The organism is Chitinimonas prasina (assembly GCF_030160395.1).
GTDB classification, from domain to species: Bacteria; Pseudomonadota; Gammaproteobacteria; order Burkholderiales; family Chitinimonadaceae; genus Chitinimonas; species Chitinimonas prasina.
The window spans coordinates 222,340-239,113 of record NZ_BSOG01000001.1 but is presented as its reverse complement, the minus strand read 5'-3'; the positions used below and the strand labels follow the sequence as shown (position 1 = coordinate 239,113).

The 16,774-nt window shown below is 63.3% G+C and carries 16 protein-coding genes; 6 read left to right on the top strand and 10 right to left on the bottom strand.

Features of this window, described 5'->3' with window-relative positions; all coding sequences use genetic code 11:
* Window positions 1-117 precede the first annotated feature (117 nt).
* The 5 genes from QQK16_RS01230 to QQK16_RS01210 all read left to right on the top strand — a co-directional run bounded on the left by QQK16_RS01230 (window position 118) and on the right by QQK16_RS01210 (window position 6,397).
* Window positions 118-1,059, top strand: a complete 942-nt coding sequence (locus tag QQK16_RS01230) for a DMT family transporter (protein WP_284194607.1) — start codon at window positions 118-120, stop codon at window positions 1,057-1,059.
* Window positions 1,047-1,892, top strand: a complete 846-nt coding sequence (locus QQK16_RS01225) for a sulfurtransferase (protein WP_284194606.1) — start codon at window positions 1,047-1,049, stop codon at window positions 1,890-1,892. Before QQK16_RS01230 ends, QQK16_RS01225 begins: the two co-directional genes overlap by 13 nt.
* A gap of 504 nt (window positions 1,893-2,396) precedes the next feature.
* Window positions 2,397-2,690 carry a hypothetical protein gene (locus tag QQK16_RS01220; RefSeq protein WP_284194605.1) on the top strand — a complete coding sequence of 98 codons (294 nt, stop codon included), beginning with the start codon at window positions 2,397-2,399 and terminating at the stop codon, window positions 2,688-2,690.
* 216 nt (window positions 2,691-2,906) lie between these two features.
* Entirely contained in the window at window positions 2,907-4,202 is a 1,296-nt protein-coding gene (locus QQK16_RS01215; protein ID WP_284194604.1) for a condensation domain-containing protein, read from the top strand.
* 224 nt (window positions 4,203-4,426) lie between these two features.
* A complete protein-coding gene (locus QQK16_RS01210) occupies window positions 4,427-6,397 on the top strand; it encodes a PhoX family protein (RefSeq protein ID WP_284194603.1) in 1,971 nt (656 codons plus the stop codon).
* Between the two features lie 86 nt (window positions 6,398-6,483).
* Here QQK16_RS01210 and QQK16_RS01205 read toward each other — a convergent pair whose 3' ends face one another.
* Window positions 6,484-7,377, bottom strand: coding sequence for a cation diffusion facilitator family transporter (locus QQK16_RS01205; protein WP_284194602.1), 894 nt, complete (start codon window positions 7,375-7,377; stop codon window positions 6,484-6,486).
* Between the two features lie 2 nt (window positions 7,378-7,379).
* Entirely contained in the window at window positions 7,380-8,288 is a 909-nt protein-coding gene (locus QQK16_RS01200) for a LysR family transcriptional regulator ArgP (RefSeq protein ID WP_284194601.1), read from the bottom strand.
* A 119-nt stretch (window positions 8,289-8,407) separates the two neighbouring features.
* Between QQK16_RS01200 and QQK16_RS01195 the strand changes: the two genes are divergently transcribed.
* Window positions 8,408-8,875, top strand: a complete 468-nt coding sequence (locus QQK16_RS01195) for a GNAT family N-acetyltransferase (RefSeq protein WP_284194600.1) — start codon at window positions 8,408-8,410, stop codon at window positions 8,873-8,875.
* Window positions 8,876-8,886: 11 nt separating this feature from the next.
* On the opposite strand, the gene QQK16_RS01190 is transcribed toward QQK16_RS01195, so the two are convergent.
* The 8 genes from QQK16_RS01190 to fur all read right to left on the bottom strand — a co-directional run bounded on the left by QQK16_RS01190 (window position 8,887) and on the right by fur (window position 16,755).
* Window positions 8,887-9,933, bottom strand: coding sequence for a DUF1513 domain-containing protein (locus tag QQK16_RS01190; protein WP_284194599.1), 1,047 nt, complete (start codon window positions 9,931-9,933; stop codon window positions 8,887-8,889).
* Between the two features lie 100 nt (window positions 9,934-10,033).
* Entirely contained in the window at window positions 10,034-11,068 is a 1,035-nt protein-coding gene (locus QQK16_RS01185; RefSeq protein ID WP_284194598.1) for an imelysin family protein, read from the bottom strand.
* Between the two features lie 73 nt (window positions 11,069-11,141).
* Entirely contained in the window at window positions 11,142-12,536 is a 1,395-nt protein-coding gene (locus QQK16_RS01180; protein WP_284194597.1) for a di-heme oxidoreductase family protein, read from the bottom strand.
* Between the two features lie 87 nt (window positions 12,537-12,623).
* The gene (locus QQK16_RS01175) at window positions 12,624-13,772 is read right to left on the bottom strand and encodes an imelysin family protein (protein ID WP_284194596.1); all 1,149 of its coding nucleotides are present in this window, start codon (window positions 13,770-13,772) and stop codon (window positions 12,624-12,626) included.
* A 157-nt stretch (window positions 13,773-13,929) separates the two neighbouring features.
* Window positions 13,930-14,847, bottom strand: a complete 918-nt coding sequence (locus QQK16_RS01170; RefSeq protein ID WP_284194595.1) for a hypothetical protein — start codon at window positions 14,845-14,847, stop codon at window positions 13,930-13,932.
* Entirely contained in the window at window positions 14,844-15,605 is a 762-nt protein-coding gene (locus QQK16_RS01165) for an arginyltransferase (protein WP_284194594.1), read from the bottom strand. The genes QQK16_RS01170 and QQK16_RS01165 overlap by 4 nt, the downstream gene beginning before the upstream one ends.
* Window positions 15,602-16,318, bottom strand: coding sequence for a leucyl/phenylalanyl-tRNA--protein transferase (gene aat / locus QQK16_RS01160; RefSeq protein WP_284194593.1), 717 nt, complete (start codon window positions 16,316-16,318; stop codon window positions 15,602-15,604). The genes QQK16_RS01165 and aat overlap by 4 nt, the downstream gene beginning before the upstream one ends.
* Complete coding sequence (fur, locus tag QQK16_RS01155; protein ID WP_284194592.1) at window positions 16,315-16,755, bottom strand: ferric iron uptake transcriptional regulator; 441 nt, start codon at window positions 16,753-16,755, stop codon at window positions 16,315-16,317. Before fur ends, aat begins: the two co-directional genes overlap by 4 nt.
* Window positions 16,756-16,774: the final 19 nt, after the last annotated feature.

The following is a 16,774-nucleotide window of genomic DNA, read 5'->3' as shown; positions in this document are numbered from 1 at the left end:
GCTGCGATGCCGGTCGTACCGGCGACTGATGCACAATAGGACGTCGGTACAAGTGTCGCCCATCTGAGGTGATCCCGCCCCTGGGCGGCCTGTCGTACCGGCTAGCCCGAGCCGCCCATGAATCGCACCCTCGCCTGTGCCTGTCTTGCCCTCAGCATGTCGCTGGTGGGGAGCTATGTCGCCCTCTCCAAGCCCCTGACGACCGTGTTCCCCGTCTTTCTGCTTGCCTGGCTGCGTTTTGGCATAGGTGGCCTTGCCATGCTGCATTGGCTCAGGAAACCAGCAGACGAACCTGCCATGACCTCCCACACCCGCTGGCTGCTGTTCCTGGAGTCATTTGTCGGCAACTTCCTGTTCTCTCTTTGCATGCTGTTTGGTGTCAGCATGACCAGCGCAGTCTCGGCCGGCGTTATCATGGCGGCCATCCCCGCTGTGGTGGCACTGATGAGCTGGGTTTTCCTGGGCGAGCGCATCAGCCTGCGCATCTGGCTGGCGATAGCCTGTGCAGCCCTGGGCATAGGGCTGCTGGCACTGGCCAAGCCGGCACATGCGGCGACTGCCAGCCCGCATGGCCACGCCTGGCTGGGCAACTTGCTGGTACTGGGCGCCGTGCTGTGCGAAGCAGCCTATGCCGTTATCGGCAAGAAACTGACAGGCAGCCTGGGGCCGCGCCGCATCAGCGCCTTGATCAATCTCTGGGGCTTTGTGCTGATGACGCCCATGGGCTTCTATGTCGCCCTGCAGTTTGATTTTGCCGGGGTGGCAGGCCCTACCTGGGTGCTGCTGGTGTTCTACGCCCTGGCCGCCAGTGTCTGGACCGTCTGGCTATGGATGACGGGACTCAAGGCGATTCCCGCCAGTGAGGGCGGTGTATTTGCCGTGATGCTGCCGGTTTCGGCTGCCCTGGTGGGGGTGTGGTGGCTGGGTGAGCAACTGGGCGGCATGCAGTTGCTGGCTTTTGGCTTTGCCCTGTTGGGCGTGATACTGGCAACCGTGCCGGCCCGGCTCCTGGGCCTGGGCGGTGCTGATAAGACGGAGAAGGCTGTATGTCCCCCCTGATTTCCGTAACAGAACTATTGGCGCTGCAAGGGCGCGCCAAGGTGGTGCTGGTGGATTGCCGGCACGACCTGATGAATCCGCAGGCCGGTCGTGAGGCCTATGCCCTGGGCCATCTGCCGGGCGCAGTGTTTGCCCATCTGGATGCAGACCTGTCTGGCAGCAAGACCGGTAGCAACGGCCGCCATCCGCTGCCAGATCCTGCAGCGCTTGCTACCCGGCTGGGGCAGCTGGGCATAGGTGATGATAGCCACGTGGTGGCCTACGATGCCCACGGCGGCCCCTATGCCGCCAGGTTGTGGTGGCTGCTGCGCTGGCTGGGGCATGAGACGGTGCAGGTGCTTGATGGCGGCCTGCCCGCTTGGCTTGCCGCAGGCGGCGGCATGGAAAGCAGCGTGCCTGCCGTGCCGGCACAGCAGCTCAGTGCCAGGGTGCAGGATGGCTGGATAGTTGACGTTGATACCGTGCTGGCCAATCTGGATAGGGGCGATTTCACTGTGGTCGATGCACGCGCACCAGGTCGATATGCGGGTGAAGGCGAAACCATAGACCCGGTGGCAGGCCATATCCCTGGGTCGCTGAATCGTTTCTTTCAGCTGAACCTGCAGGCTGACGGCTGTTTCAAGCCGGCAGGTGCGTTGCGCGCCGAATGGCAGGCTTTGCTGGCCGGGCAGGATGCGCACGATACGGTGCAGCAATGTGGTTCTGGCGTCACGGCCTGCCACAATCTGCTGGCGCTGGAAGTGGCGGGTTTACCTGGCGCACGGCTGTATCCGGGTTCCTGGAGCGAATGGTGCAGCAGCCCGGATAGGCCGGTTGCTGTCGGCGCTGAATAAATGCCAAAGGGCCTCAGAGCCTGTTCAAGGTCTTTTTGTCTCGCGCCTTGCCCTTCATCCGGCAGGGCTGCGACACGGTGAAAAGACTTTGAGCAAGCTCTAAGTGTGGCATCAGGGGGTAACTGGCGGTGCAAGATTACGCGAGCTTGAAAAACCTGTGGGAAGGATTCTGCTTGCGGTTCTGGGTACGGTGCTGCTGGATTCGATACACCGCGAGAGAGGGCTGGGGTGCGATTTTAAGTAATTGATTATTATCGTAAAGTGGCCAGTGGTTAGCGGCGGGAGTGGTGTGGCGAGTTAGACTGGAGCAACGGGGAGGCTAGCCAATCAAAGCCTGCAGATGAGCGATTGCATCTACCCTGGGTTAGTCTTGTGAGCGCGCTGCAATTGGCTGTTGCTTCCAGCCAGCCTGTAGTGTCGCTAGCGCCTGCAGCGGCTGGCAACTGGCGCCAGCCCGGCTATGCTGTCTGAGTCGTTACACACTAGCGAGAAAAGGGGGCGGCCATGAGCAAAACAGACAGGATAGACCCGCTGGCGGGGCTGATCGCGCAGGAGATAAGCCCGGCGCAAAAGGCAGACCGCTGGGCCGGCCGCTTGCTGAAACTAACGTTGCTGCTGGTGTTTGCGGGCATTACCTTGTTTATCCTGGTGCTGCTGGTCAATGTCGGGGTGCTGTCCGAGTCGCTGCTGGCGCCCGTGCTGCCATATTGGTCCTGGTTGGCTGGAGCGACACTGGCGACGGTGCTGGCGACCCTGATCACCGGCCTACTCAAGATGAGCTACGAGATGACAGAGTAGCGACAGCAGTCGCTTCGAGCCGGGTTACAGCCTGTGATGAATTCAGATCGTTGAATACCCGAATGCGGCCCTGGTGAGGGTTGCCGGCCTGCTCGCCTGGTGATGGCTGACTGCCGGGCAAAGCCGCCCGCACACCACGCGCCGCACCCCGTAAAACTGCTGCCAAGCCGGCAGGTGCTGGTTATAGTGGTGGCCTTGCCGCCCAGGTTTGCCGCCATGTCTATCGCACGACCGCTGGACCCCGCCGAGTCCCTGTTCTGGATGCTGGATCGGGTCTCGTCCATGAACTTCGCCGTCTACGCCGAGGGGCGGACGGTGCTGGAAGAACAGGCCTTGCGGGCGGCGCTACAGGCTGTACAGGCGGCTCATCCTCTGCTCAATGTGGCCATCCATCTTGATACGGCAGAGCAGCTGCAATTTGTACCCCAGGCAGGCGCGGTGGGGCTGGACATCAGCCATCCGGCGGATGACGGCAGGCAGGCGCTGGCGCGGTGGGTGGTGCAACCCTTCGACCTCGATAGCGCCCCCTTGTGGCGGGTGCTATGGCAGCGTTGGCCTGACGGGCGCTGGCGCTTGGCACTGCTGTTTCACCATAGCGTGGCGGATGGCCGTTCTGGCCTGGCATTGCTGCTTGAACTGCTGGCCTTGGCGGTCAAGCGGCAGACCACTGCGCCATCCAGGCTGGCCGCAATGCCGCTGCACGCATGCTATCCCGCCGCATGGCAGGATCAAGCGGGAGAGGCGGCGGCGCAGGCGATCAAGGCTGCGCGCAAGGCCGAGTTCGGGCCGCTGGGCAAACCGGCTGAACTGCCGGGTTACGATGGTCATTCAAACCAGGCGCTGCAGCCTGCTACGCATGTGCTGCAACTGGATGCGACTGAATTGGACTGCCTGCAGCACCGGGCGCAGGCGGCGGCCACCACCGTGCATGGCGCCATCTGCGCGGCACAACTGCTGGCCTTGTACGGGCGCTTTGCCGATGGAGATGCCCATACCCTGGCATTGACCAGCCCGGTGGATCTGCGCAGCCAGCTGGCCCATCCGCTGGCGGCGGATACCCCGGCCTTTGGCGTGACCTTGTTGACCAGCCGAGCCCGCGTGGCTGCGGGCCTGGATTTCTGGACCCTGGCGCGCACGTTGTCGGCCGACCTCAAGCATTGCCTGCAGCGTGGTGACGGGCATCTGCTCTACCGCTTGATGCCCGGCGCTGCGCGCCTTGGCGCGGGGGAGCAAGGACAGCTACGTTTTGCCGAATTGCTGGCGGCCAGCCCGCAGACCAGCCTGGTCAGCAATGTCGGCAGGCTGGCGCTGGCGGGGGATTACCCGCTGGTGCTCGATGATGTGGGCTTTGTGCTGTTCCCCATGCCGAATCAACCCTTGTTCACCGCCGTGACCACCCATGCCGGCAGGCTGGGCTTGAACATCAACTACGACGGCAGCCGCTGGCAGGCCGATGCCTTGGCAGCGGTCCTGCGGGATATGGAGACCTGGTTACGGCAGGCTTGTCACTAGCCCGCAGGTGCCGGGTTGCGCGCGGTGTTGTCTGTTGCCCAGCCGATGTACTGCAGCTATACGGCTGTCTCCAGTGTCTGCCTGGTGTCACCCCTTGCGGGGTTTTCTGTATGGCGTGTCTGCAACAGGAAGTCACCATGTGGCCCTGTGTGTGCCGTCTGTCACGGTCCTGTCATGCTCGGGTATTAGCGTGCCGCGTCTTCTTCCCGATCAGGACGCGCACCATGTCGCACCTCAACAAACACGACGAGCTGGTCAGCAACGGCTCCGATAATCCCAGCCTGTCGCAATTGATCGATGCCCATCTGAGCCGCCGTACTGTGCTGGCCGGCGGCGCCAGCCTGTCGGCGGCGGGCCTGTTTGCCGGACTGTTGCCCATGCAGGCACTGGCGGCCAAGCCCGTGCTGCCAGCCATGCCGCGCAAGGCCACGGCCCTGGGTTTCCAGTCCGTGCCGTTCTCGAACGCCGACAAGGTGGTGGTACCCGATGGCTACACGGCAGAAGTGCTCTATGCCTGGGGTGACCCCGTCGGCATCAAGGGCAATATGCCGGCTTTCAAGCACGATGCCAGCAACAGTGCGGCAGAGCAGGGGGTGCAGGCTGGCATGCACCATGATGGCATGCACTTCTTTCCGCTGCCCATGGGCTCGCGGGCTGCCAAGCATGGCCTGCTGTGCATGAATCACGAGTACATCGATCCGGGTTTGCTGACGACTGACGGCAACAAGCAGATGACCGAAGAGAAGTACAAGAAGGCGTTGGCGGCGGTAGGGGCATCGGTGATCGAGGTGGCCAAGCAGAAAGACGGCAGCTGGCAGGTGGTGCGTCCTTCCCGCTATGCCCGCCGCATCACGCTGGAGACGCCGATGGCGCTGCAGGGGCCGGCCGCTGGCCATCCGCTGATGCAGACCCAGGATGACCCCACAGGGCGTGAAGTGCTGGGTACCTTCAACAACTGCGCCAATGGCTGGACGCCTTGGGGTACCTATCTGACCTGCGAAGAGAACTTCGACGCTGCTTTCTGTGATTTCAGCCAGAAGCAGGATCACGATTTCAACAAGACCCGCTATGGCGTGCAGGACGAAGAAAAGCTCTACAAGTGGGCCGATATCGACCTGCGCTGGGACAGGCAGATCAATCGCAACGAGATCAACCGCTTTGGCTGGGTGGTAGAGATTGACCCCTATGATCCCGCTTCCAAGCCGGTGAAGCGTACCGCCCTGGGGCGCATCAAGCACGAAGGGGCAACGCCTGCCCTGGCCAAGGATGGCCGGGTGGTGATCTATATGGGTGATGACCAGCGCTTCGAGTACATCTACAAGTTTGTCAGCGCCAAGGCCTGGAACCCCAAGAACCGCAAGGCCAACCGCGATCTGCTGGACGAAGGCACGCTGTATGTGGCTCGCTTCAACGAGGATGGCAGCGGTAACTGGCTGGAACTGACCCAGGGCAAGAATGGCCTGACGGCCGACAAGGGCTTTGCCAGCCAGGGCGAGCTGTTGATCAAGACCCGCCTGGCGGCTGACCTGGTGGGGGCCACCAAGATGGACAGGCCGGAGTGGATATCGGTCAACCCGCACAAAGCGGGCGAGGTCTACTGCACGCTCACCAACAACAACCAGCGCGGCGCGGAGGGCAAGCCTGGGGTGGATGCCGCCAATCCCCGCAAGAACAACCTGTTCGGCCAGATCATCCGCTGGCAGGAGCGCGACGGCGATGTGGCCGCAGCGGACTTCAAGTGGGATATCTTCGCCATGGGTGGCCGGCCTGATGCGGCAGCCGAAGAGCACAAGAACCACAAGCAGTTGGGCGATCTGTTTGGTAGCCCCGACGGCCTGGCCTTCTCGGATAGCGGCATCCTCTGGATACAGACCGACATCAGCACCAGCATACTGAATCAGAAGGAATATGCGGGCATGGGCAACAACATGATGCTGGCCGCGCTGCCCGAGACAGGCGAGATTCGGCGCTTCCTGACCGGCCCGAATGGCAGTGAGATCACCGGTATCAGTTTCACTCCCGATCAAACCACGCTGTTCATCAATATACAGCATCCTGGCGAACCGGCCAGCGAAGTGTCGGATCCGGCCAAGCCGACGGCGGTTTCTGCCTGGCCCGATGCCAACCCAGCAGGCCGGCCACGCTCGGCAACCGTGGTGGTGCGTAAGCTCGATGGCGGTGTAATCGGCCTGTAGCTTGCGTAACCCGCCGACAGAACGGCACGGACAAAAAGGCCGGTGATGAGACCGGCCTTTTTGCGTCCAGTGGCCCAGCGGGGGGATCAGGAGGTCAGTGGTTCCACATGTATGGTGACCTGGCAGCGGTTCAGCTCAGCCATGATGGCCGCCTCCAGGGTGTCGCAGAGCGCATGGCTATCGGCCACGGTCATTGCGGGGGCGACCAGCAGCTTGAATTCGACAAAGCGCCGATTGCCTGCCTTGCGGGTGCGCAGGCCGGTGTAACGCAGTCCAGGGGCGAGTTGCTGCTCCAGTATCCGGCAGATACTGCCCTGCTCTTCAGCGGGCAGGGCTGCGTCCATCAGGCCGTCGGCCGATCGGCGCAGCAGGTCGGCGCCGGTGCGGACAATGTTGGCGGCCACCACGATGGCGATCAGGGGGTCCAGCCACCACCAGCTCGGCGGCAGCACCAGCAGCAGGCAAAGCGCAGCTACCACGCCGGCCGAGGTCCAGACATCAGTCAGTAGGTGCTTGGCATCGGCTTCAAGCACGATGCTGTCGTGCTTGCGTGCGTAGCCCAGCATCAGCCAAGCCAGCCCACCATTGATGGCGCTGGCCACCAGCGAAATCAGCATGCCCATGCCCAGTTGTGCCACTGGCGCGGGATGCAGCAGCCGCTGCACGGCTTCGTAAGCGATGGCCAAGGCGGCGACGAAGATCAAACCACCTTCCAGACCGCTGGCAAAGTATTCGGCTTTTTCATGCCCGAAAGGGTGGCCTGGGTCGGCCGGCTGGGCGGCGATGGTCAGCGCCACCAGCGCTGCGATAGCGGCGGCCAGGTTGACGAAAGACTCCATGGCATCGGAGTACAGGCCGACCGAGCCGGTCAGATGGTAGGCCCAGAATTTCAGCCCAAGAGTAAGGCAGGCCGCCGCGATGGAGAGCATGGCCAGGTGGCGGGGTTGCAGGCCGGATGGTGCGGGGTGCGGGCTGGACATGATCAGTGCGTGGTGTGGGGGAGTTGAACAAGGACTTGCTGCCCTGCCGCCATGACGGCCTGGCTCAGCCGCTGTGCGGCTTCGGGTTCCAGTCTCCAATGCTGCCAGTACAGCATCACCCGTTGGCGCTGCGTGGGGGTGAGTTCGACCAGCTCGGCCTCATGGGCCAGGTTTGGCAACTGCATTACCGGCACAAAGCCATAGCCCAGCCCCAGCCGTATGGCAGACAGGAAAGCCTCTGGCGAGGGTAGCAGATGGCGCGGAAACTGGGCCGCCAGTACGCCAAAATGCTGCTCGATAAAATGGGCGTGCAGGCTGTCCTTGCGATTAAAACAGATGGCGGGGGCCTGCTGCCAGCACAGGCCCTGCAAGCCGTGGGGGAACCATTGCGCGGCAAAGCTGCGGGTGGCCACGCAGGCATACTCCATCATGCCCAGGGGTTCTGCCACGCCCCCGGCCAGCGGTGTGGCCAGGGCCGTGATGCAGCCGCTGACTTCACCGCGCTGCAGCCAGCTGTGTGTGTAGTTTTCGTCATCGAGCATCACCTCCAGCAGCAGGCCTTGGCGCGCGCACGCTGGCTGTACGCCAGGCAGGAACCAGGTGGCCAGGCTGTCGGCGTTCACCGCCACGCTGAGGCTGATATTGCGGCCCGGCGCCGGACGTAGCTGATCGGCCACGGCCGCCTCCATCAGCCGTAGCTGGCGTATGTGCCGCAGCAGGGTATGGCCGGCCGCCGTGGGCTGTGGCGGCGATGTGCGTATCAGCAGGGCGCAGCCCAGAGTTTGCTCCAAGGTGCGCAGGCGCTGCGAGATGGCGCTTTGTGATAGGTGGAGGTGCTGGGCTGCGCGCTCGAAGCCGCCTTCATCGAGTATGCAAGCAAACGCTTCCAGCTGCTGTCTATCGAGGTTCATCAGTTTTTCTAATGATCTATTCAATGTCTTGATAATAAGTGATGCTGGCCGACTTGCCGCCTAGGCTGTGTCTGCCGACCCTACAGAGAGGCTGCAGGGGGCAAGACAAGGAAACAGGTATGGCTTTTCTGCCACTTGAGTTTGTGGTGCCGGCAACGCTGGTCACCGAGCGCTGGAAGATGCGCAGCATCAATATCAACGATGTGGTGAAGGATTTCGATGCGGTAATGAGCAGCCGTGACCATCTGCGCGCCCGCTTTGGCGATATCTGGGGCTGGCCCAGTGATGACTGGACGCTGGAGCAGAACCTGGTGCACCTGGGCTGGCACCAGCATGAGTTCGTGCTGCGGTCCTCATTCGACTATGCGGTGATGAGTCTGGACGACAGCCGCTTGCTGGGCTGTGTGTACGTGGATCCACCCTATGGTGGGGCGCCTGGCATAGAGGCCGAGGTCTGGTTCTGGGGCCGCCAGAGCGAGCTGGCCAGTGGCCTGGAGGGGCATATGGAGACGGTGCTGCGATCCTGGTTGGCCAGCCACTGGCCATTCAAGCGGGTGCTGTTTCAGGGACAGGCGCTGGATGTCTAGCCCGCGCCGCGCTACACCACCGTCAGATGGTTGTCCCAGTGGTGGGGGTAGCGCTGGCTGGCCTGTACCGTCAGTTTGCCCGGAACAAGCTGCCAGAGCTCGCCCTGCTCGCCACTTGCCAGCCAGCGGTCAGGTAGGGCGGCCGCGCCGAACACCCTGGGCAGGCTCAGCTGGGCCGTGGCCTGGCCTTCGCTGCTCCATTCGGTCAGCAGGTTGCCCGTGGGGCAAGGCATGAGGAAGCGATTGCCCAGGGCAGCCAGGCTGGCGGCGTAGCCGCGCATGGCCTGAGCCAGTTCGGGCGGCGTGCTGGCATAGGCAAACTGGCCATCGCGCAGGATGGCCAGCATGGGGGAGCTATTGCTGCCCTCGTTCTGCAGCGCCGTGCCCACCGTGCCATCGGCCGTTACGGCCAGGTGGCGGATCGAGAGCTTGCTGTCGGGTAGCCGGTACTCTTGCAGCAGTCCGCCATCGCGGCTGTCTATCAGCACCAGCGAGGGATCCATGCGGTCGATATTGCGCTTGTAGCGTCCCGTCTCGGGCAGGGTGAGTATGCCGCCGTTGGCTACCACCAGGGTATGTGAGTTCAGCCAGAGGATTTCATGCGGGCCGACACCATGGCTGGGCCGGTCTTCCAGGCGTTTGAAGCTGCGGGCATCCCGGATCGCCAAGCGGCCGGCGCCAGTGTTCTCGTCGGTCTCGGCGGTGATCAGATACCGCCCGTCCTGGCTGAAGACGGCATGGCCCACCAGGTTGCGTTCATCTTCCAGTGCAAACTGCTTAAGCAGCTTGCCACGGCGCCAGTCTATCCGTGCCAGGTAGTAGCCAGGCCGGCGGGCTACCACAATCGCTTCGCCATAACGCTGCGGGTCGGGCACCAGTACATGGCCGCGTGCCGGCAACGGGGCACTGGCACGCTCCAGGGTACCGGCGCACCATTGCTCATCGCCATCCCAGCCGGCGGACAGCACAATGGGCTGGCGTTGCCGGCCGGCCGCCAGCAGGGGCAGGGTGGCAAGCGTCAGGCCAGCGCCGAGTAGCTGGCGGCGGCTTATGCGCATGTTGGTTGCCTTGGGGGCATGGCAAGCGCCGGCAAGCCGGGATTGTCGCGATAGGGCTCAAGCATGGCTTGCAGGTGCGCCGCGCAGTGGGTGCAAGCGGCTAGTCACCGTCGCTGTCCTTGAAGCCTATGGTCACGCCTACCGCGTCAGCCACCTGCAATTCGATGATGCCTTGCAGTTTCTTGATGCTATCGAGAAAGGGCTGGACACTGGCTGGCTTGGCGGCTGCGCTGGCGGCCATATCGGCAGGCAGCTTGGCCAGGTGTTCGCGGGCGATAGCAAATTCTTCGCGCAGGTGCTGGGCCAGCAGGGGTTTTTCTACTGCCAGCCGGTCGACGAAGCTGGGTGCCTGGCGATTATCAAGGAACAGCTGTTCCAGCGCATTGAGCGTGGCGGCCATGCCGGCATGGGTGCCGTGACTGCGCCAGGCATCGAAAATCTGCCGGGTGGGTTTCTGGGTCAGCTTGGGGCTGCCCAGGCGGCCAACCTTCTTGTCACGCAGTGCTTCCACGCTGCCGGCGATCAGGTTGACGGCCTCCTCAAAGGCCTGGCGGCCTGCGTCGGCATCCAGCGCAGTACTGCTATAGCCTTGCCAGTCCTGCTGCAAGGACTGGGCCTCGGTTGCGACATCGGCCGCCAGTGCCTGGGCGTACTGGCAACGTTGGCGGAAATGCAGGCGGCCCAGCTGCGCGCTGGCCCGGTCATCACCCCACAGCAGGTATTCCAGCGCAGGCAGGCCCTGTGCATTAGCGCCGACACTATCGGCGATGGGGGCATCGCGTTCCACCAGCCGCACGGCTTCTTCCACCTTCTGCGGCTTTACCGGCCAGGCGTCTATCTGCCAGGCGGTACGGCGGCTCAGAGCCGGCCCCATGGGCAGCGCCTCCACGGCACGCCAGGCCACATAGGTTTGCAGCCAGGCCTGGCGGGCGGCCCGTATCTCGCTGTTGCCCAGGCGCTTGCACAGTGCATCCACGCTGTCTTTCAGCACCAGGCTGCTGGCTTGCAGCGTCTGTACCCGGCCCAACTGCTGGCTTTGCCACCCCTTCACCACTGCAGTGGCATCCAGCCCCTCGGCATGGACGTTGAGCAGCGAGCCGCAGGCGAAGGCAATCAGGGCGGGGCGTAGCAACATGCGCGGTATTCCTGGTAAGGGTGAAGCAAGGTATTGGCAGAGCAGGCGCGGGGTACGCGCCGCCCTTGAAAAGCTACAGTGACTGCAGGAAGCGGGTTAAGTTCTCGCGATCGGCGCGGCTGAGCTTGAGTACGTGCTGCTTGCTGCCTTCGGCTTCGCCACCATGCCACAGCACCGCCTCCATCAGGTTGCGGGCGCGGCCATCGTGCAGGTAGCGGCTGTGCTTGTTGACTGTCGGCACCAGTCCCAGGCCCCATAGCGGTGGTGTTTTCCAGTCGCGGCCGCCGGCGGCAAAGTCAGGTCGGCCATCGGCCAGCCCCTCGCCCATATCGTGCAGCAACAGGTCGGTATAGGGATAGATGGTCTGCTGGCCCAGCTGCGGCACCGCCTTGAAACTGCCGGTAGTGTAGCTGGGTACATGGCAGCTGGCGCATTGGGCCTGGTGGAAGACTTCACGGCCACGGCGTACCTTGGGGTCGTCCTGGTGGCGGGCAGCCGGCACGGCCAGGGTACGGCTGTAGAAGATGACAGACTCCATCAGGTGATCGGCGATCTCCAGCTTGCCGCCGCTGGGGGCCTTGCGGCAGTCGGTCTGTGCCTTGGTGCATTCCTCATGGGGGAAGCGGCGTGAGGTGATGCCGATGTCGCCCAGGAAGGCGCCTGCGCTCTGGTGCGCCACGCTGCCGGTATTGGCCTTCCAGCCGTACCGGCCTATCACCATCTTGCCAGCATAAGCGTCCCAGACCCGGTTGGGCCTGCCCTTGATATCGCCACCCATGGCGGCCTGCCGCTGGGCATTGGCCAGGATATCGCTCTCCTTGATGGCCTCCAGCAAGCCCAGGCCTATCATCTGCGGTGCAATGCGGGGGGACAGCATGGTCTGGGGGTGCATGGCGCCATAAGCCAGCTCGGTCAGCTGATAGCTGGGCTTGATCAGGCTGTAGCGTTCACCATCGGCAAACTGGCCGCTGATCTCCTGGTAGCGGATCTGTACCTGGCCCTCGGGTTTGACATCGGGGATGGCATCGTTGTTGAACTGGCCGCCGTAGACCGGTTCGCCCACGGGGCCGCCATGCGCGTCTGTGCCGGGTATGGACAGGCGTATCAGCAGGGCCAGCGGCTGTTCGGTCTGCAAGCCGTTCTCGAAGCTGGGCGGGGCGCCGCGGCCGTCCAGCGCATGGCAGGCACCGCAGGAGCGGGCAATGAAATGGGGGCCCAGGCCATCACGTGCCGTCGTGGACGCGGGCGCCTCTACCCAGTTCTTCTTAAAGAAGGAGTTGCCGATGACAAAGGTTGTCCGCTGCTGGTCATTGAGATTGGCAGCGGGCAGGGAGAAGGCATTCTGGCCGGCATCGATGGTGGTGGTCTTACCGCCAGGCAGAGCCTCGTCCGGGCTATAGGGCGGAACCAGGGCCACACCGGTGGCGAGCACAGTGCCGGTCAGTATCAGGGGAAGCAGCAGTTTCATATCGGGCCGGAAAACGACAAAGAGGGCATGGCCGCCGTGCGGTCATGCCCCCAGGGTGGGCGACCCCCAGGGTAAGGGGGACGGGAATTATACGTTGGTATTGAGGTTCTTGATGCCCAGGCTCTTGGCGGCACTGACGATGCCCTTGGCCTGCTTGCGCAGCGCGTCGATCACTGCGCGAACGCGCTGCCGACCTGGGGCGGTGTTCTTGCCGACGATCTCCTGATCGAACGGTGCCTTGATCTCGCCCGCGAGCTTGACCGAAGCCGCAATGTCGGCGCTGGTCTTGTCAGCCAGCTTGGCATCCTTGGCAGCGACCAGTGCGCGCAGCGAGGGGCCAGCTAGCACAGTACCATCGGCACGCTTGTAGCTGCCTTCCCAGACGTTCTGAATGCCTTGGGCGTTGGTCACCACATCGCGGTGGGTATTATCGGCAAAGCAGCTGTGCTCGTCTTCCTGCGCCTTGGAGGCCAGTGCCACTTCCATGCGCTCGCCAGCCAGCTCGCCGTGCGAGAGGGTGCCGATACCGGTCAGCATCTTTTGCACGGCGGTCGGGTCGGCCACGAACTTGGCGCGGAAGTTGGCGGCATTGGGTGCCCATTCGCGGCTGACGCTAGCCAGGTCGTCAACCAGCAGGTCGCTGACGATCTTCAGGTAAGCACGGCGGCGATCAGCATTGGGGGCCTTGCCGTCCACAAAGTCGGTAAAAGGACGCGCGCCTGGGCCGTCCTTGGACAGATCCTGGCCCCACAGCAGGAACTCGATGGCATGCCAGCCGGTGCTGATGTTCTCTTCGCCACCCTTCTCATTAAGGCCTATCAGTGCTTCGCGGCTCAGCTTGGCCTTGAGGTTGTTGACCACGCCAGCCTTGGGCTTACCCTTGACGTAGTCGACATAGGCTTCGTCCATGGGCCAGGCGTTGATCTGGCCTTCGGGGCCATTGTCGCCATCGATGGGGCCGCCATAGAAGCGGAAGGCCTCGGTCTGACCATACCATTCGCGGGCGGCCAACCAGCTCTGCCGAGCTTTGTTCAGGCCTTCCTCCGAAGGGGCGGCCAGAAAGGCGTCGATGCTGGCCTGCAACTGCTTGGCGCCGGCCAGGCTGTCTTCGTAACCAGCGTGCACCAGGGTGGCGTAGTGGTTGGCCACGGTAGCGGACGTAACAGGCTCGGCTGCCTGGGCAAACAAGCTGGTGGCCAGGGCGGCGGCGATCAGACAGGGGCGGAACAGCGACATGACTAGCTTCCTCTTGGAGGGGATGGCGTTATACGAAACCCTAATGCTAACGGTAATGGGAATTGTTATCAACCTTACCAGTTGACGCAGCACGCTTTGTTGGTTTTTGGTGCGGGTGGGCGCCCCCGGTAGTGCGAGGTCGGATTGGCTGGTTTTCCTACAGCATGGTGTACAGGCGGGCCATGGTGGCGCATAGCAAGCCGGCGATGAGGGTGTGGACGCCACGCCGTAGCCAGCCGGGCCGGCTGCTGCCGGCTACGTAATGCACCAGTAATGCGCCCAGGGTGGCTGGCGCCAGTTGCCAGCTGGCCTGGGTCAGCCAACAGGGCCAGGCTACGGCCGATACACCAAGCAGCCAGGCGGCTGCCGTCAGCCGCGCGGCCCGGCCTATATAGCCTTGGGCGGGCGACGCCAGCCCCAGTTGCAGCAGCTCCTCGTCACGTATGCTGTCGGGCTGGCTGACCAGGCGCTGGCAGTTGGCCTGGGCGGCCGGGTAATCCTGGCCGGCGGCAATCAGCAAGCCGGCCAGGCCCAGGGTTGCCTCGCTGGGCGTGAGTGCTGCGGCTACTTCGGCATGCTGGGCCTGTATGGCGGCGCGTAGCCGGCTGGCCTCGCGCCAGCTTTGCCAGGCAAAGGCGCTCGCACCCAGTAGTGCCAGCATGATCAGCAAAAGCTCGCGGCTGGCATTGAGACTGTCCAGCCCCCATAGCGTGCACAGCAGGCAAAGTGCCAGCAGGGCCGCGTCCTCTGCCCGCTTGGCCAGGGGGGGCTGGTAGGGCAGTCTGTACGGCGCCAGGCCGCTCATGCCGATGGCAGCCAGCCAAGGCAGCAGGCGGCGACCTTGGCCACGGGCCAGCAGCCATGCCAGCAGCCGCACCCAGCGTGGGGCCGTGGTTACAGGCAGGGTGGCGGCGATTTCCAGGTGCCACCATTGTCGCGGCGTGCCGGACGCCCAATCTGCCAGTGCAAGGTGCAAGGGGCGGGCATGCTGTGGGGGGAGGCGCATCAGACGGAACAGTGGGGTGACCGGACGCGCATGGTGGGGGCGGGCGTCCGCATCCAGGGGGTGATTCATTCGTCCAGGGGGCTGGCGTCGGGATGAGGTGGCGCATCCGTCAGCAGGCGCCAGGCGCCATCAAGCAAGCCTTCAATGGGCTTGAAGCGGGTCTTGTAGGTCATCTTGCGGCATTCTTCTATCCAGTAGCCGAGATAGACATACGGCAAGGCCAGTTCCTGCGCCAGGCTGACCTGCCACAGCACGTTATAGGTGCCGTAGCTGGCCTGTGGGTCGTCCGGCTCAAAAAAGGTGTAGACCGAGCTGAGGCCATCATTGAGCTTGTCTATCAGGCTCACCATTTTCAACTGGCCATCCAGGCGGAACTCGGCCAGGAAGCTGTCCACCTGGCTCTTCAGTATGAAGTTTTCGTACTGCTCCCGATTGTCCTCGTCCATGCCCCCGCCGCTGTGGCGGCTGAGCTGGTAGCGATGGTAGAGGGCGTAGTGCTCGTCGTGGTACTCCAGCGGTAGCATGGTGACGCTGAGATCGCCATGGCGCCGAAGTATCCGGCGTTGCGTGCGGTCGGCAATGAATTCGTTGCTGCGCAGACGTACCGGTACGCAGGCACGACACTGGTCGCACCAGGGGCGATAGGTGAACAGCCCGCTGCGCCGAAAACCGTTGCGCACCAGTTGGCTGTAGATATGGGTATCTATCAGCTCCGCCGGTATGGCCACCTGCGAGCGTGCCATCCGCTCATTCAGATAGCTGCAAGGGTAGGGAGCGGTGGCGTAGAACTGCAGGCGTATCAGTTTGCTGTCGCTGGGATGGCTCATGGCAGGCGCCCTTCGCTGGGTGACTGATGGCGATAATGCCATGCACCGGCCGTGGCCGGCAGGGCCGCCAGCCTGCGCAGTTCGGCCAGGAAATCCACCCGGCCGATCTCGCGCCCTCCAAATCGAGCCAGATGGTCGGTCCGCATCTGGCAATCGATCAGGCCATAACCCTGTTGCTGCAACCACTGCACCAGGTGCACAAAGGCCAGTTTGGAGGCGTCGGGACGCTGGGTGTACATGGATTCACCGTAGAACATTTTTCCTATGGCCACACCATAGAGCCCGCCGACCAGTTCACCGTCCATCCAGCACTCAGCCGAATGCGCCCAGCCCAGCGTATGCAGGCGGCAGTAGGCTTCGATCACTTCGGGCACGATCCAGGTACCGTCCTGGCCTGGCCGGGCACTGCCGGCGCAATGGCTGATCACGGTGCGAAAGGCAGTATCGAAGCGGATTTCGTAGGGCTTGTGGCGCAAGGTCTTGGCCAGCGAGCGGGGGATGTGCAGCTCGCTGGGCACCAGTACCATGCGCGGATCGGGACTCCACCAGAGTATGGGCTCACCAGGTGCAAACCAGGGAAATATGCCCTGATGATAGGCGAGCAAAAGGCGATCAGGGCTGAGATCGCCACCGGCGGCCAGCAGCCCGTTGGGTTCGGTCAGCGCGCTTTCCAATGGCGGAAACGCCAGCGCACGGCCCAACCAGGGAATCATCGCGCCTTCAGTTTGCCAGCCAGACGGGTCTGGCATTCGGCGCATACGCCGTACAGGTACATGGCATGATCCTGTATCAGGAAGTGATGCTGCTCGGCGATGGCGTCCTGGCGCTTTTCGATTTCAGCATCGTAGAACTCCTCCACCTTGCCACATTTGACGCAGACCAGATGGTCATGGTGCCCGCCCTGGTTCAGTTCGAACACGGCCTTGCCGGACTCGAAGTGATGGCGTACCAGCAGGCCTGCCTGCTCGAACTGGGTCAGTACACGATAGACGGTGGCCAGGCCTACGTCGTCCTGTTCATCCAGCAGCAGACGGTAGACGTCTTCGGCGCTCAAATGGCGCTGCTCGCTGGTTTCGAACAGATTGAGGATTTTCAGACGCGGGCCGGTAGCTTTCAGGCCGGCATCCTTGAGGTCACTTGCTTTGCTCATGATCACGTCCAGGATGAAT

Bases quoted from the DNA above. Each gene is read 5' to 3' on its own strand.
- QQK16_RS01230 (WP_284194607.1), top strand. From the start codon at position 118: ATGAATCGCACCCTCGCCTGTGCCTGTCTTGCCCTCAGCATGTCGCTG.
- QQK16_RS01225 (WP_284194606.1), top strand. From the start codon at position 1,047: ATGTCCCCCCTGATTTCCGTAACAGAACTATTGGCGCTGCAAGGGCGC.
- QQK16_RS01220 (WP_284194605.1), top strand. From the start codon at position 2,397: ATGAGCAAAACAGACAGGATAGACCCGCTGGCGGGGCTGATCGCGCAG.
- QQK16_RS01215 (WP_284194604.1), top strand. From the start codon at position 2,907: ATGTCTATCGCACGACCGCTGGACCCCGCCGAGTCCCTGTTCTGGATG.
- QQK16_RS01210 (WP_284194603.1), top strand. From the start codon at position 4,427: ATGTCGCACCTCAACAAACACGACGAGCTGGTCAGCAACGGCTCCGAT.
- QQK16_RS01205 (WP_284194602.1), bottom strand. From the start codon at position 7,377: ATGTCCAGCCCGCACCCCGCACCATCCGGCCTGCAACCCCGCCACCTG.
- QQK16_RS01200 (WP_284194601.1), bottom strand. From the start codon at position 8,288: ATGAACCTCGATAGACAGCAGCTGGAAGCGTTTGCTTGCATACTCGAT.
- QQK16_RS01195 (WP_284194600.1), top strand. From the start codon at position 8,408: ATGGCTTTTCTGCCACTTGAGTTTGTGGTGCCGGCAACGCTGGTCACC.
- QQK16_RS01190 (WP_284194599.1), bottom strand. From the start codon at position 9,933: ATGCGCATAAGCCGCCGCCAGCTACTCGGCGCTGGCCTGACGCTTGCC.
- QQK16_RS01185 (WP_284194598.1), bottom strand. From the start codon at position 11,068: ATGTTGCTACGCCCCGCCCTGATTGCCTTCGCCTGCGGCTCGCTGCTC.
- QQK16_RS01180 (WP_284194597.1), bottom strand. From the start codon at position 12,536: ATGAAACTGCTGCTTCCCCTGATACTGACCGGCACTGTGCTCGCCACC.
- QQK16_RS01175 (WP_284194596.1), bottom strand. From the start codon at position 13,772: ATGTCGCTGTTCCGCCCCTGTCTGATCGCCGCCGCCCTGGCCACCAGC.
- QQK16_RS01170 (WP_284194595.1), bottom strand. From the start codon at position 14,847: ATGAATCACCCCCTGGATGCGGACGCCCGCCCCCACCATGCGCGTCCG.
- QQK16_RS01165 (WP_284194594.1), bottom strand. From the start codon at position 15,605: ATGAGCCATCCCAGCGACAGCAAACTGATACGCCTGCAGTTCTACGCC.
- aat (WP_284194593.1), bottom strand. From the start codon at position 16,318: ATGATTCCCTGGTTGGGCCGTGCGCTGGCGTTTCCGCCATTGGAAAGC.
- fur (WP_284194592.1), bottom strand. From the start codon at position 16,755: ATGAGCAAAGCAAGTGACCTCAAGGATGCCGGCCTGAAAGCTACCGGC.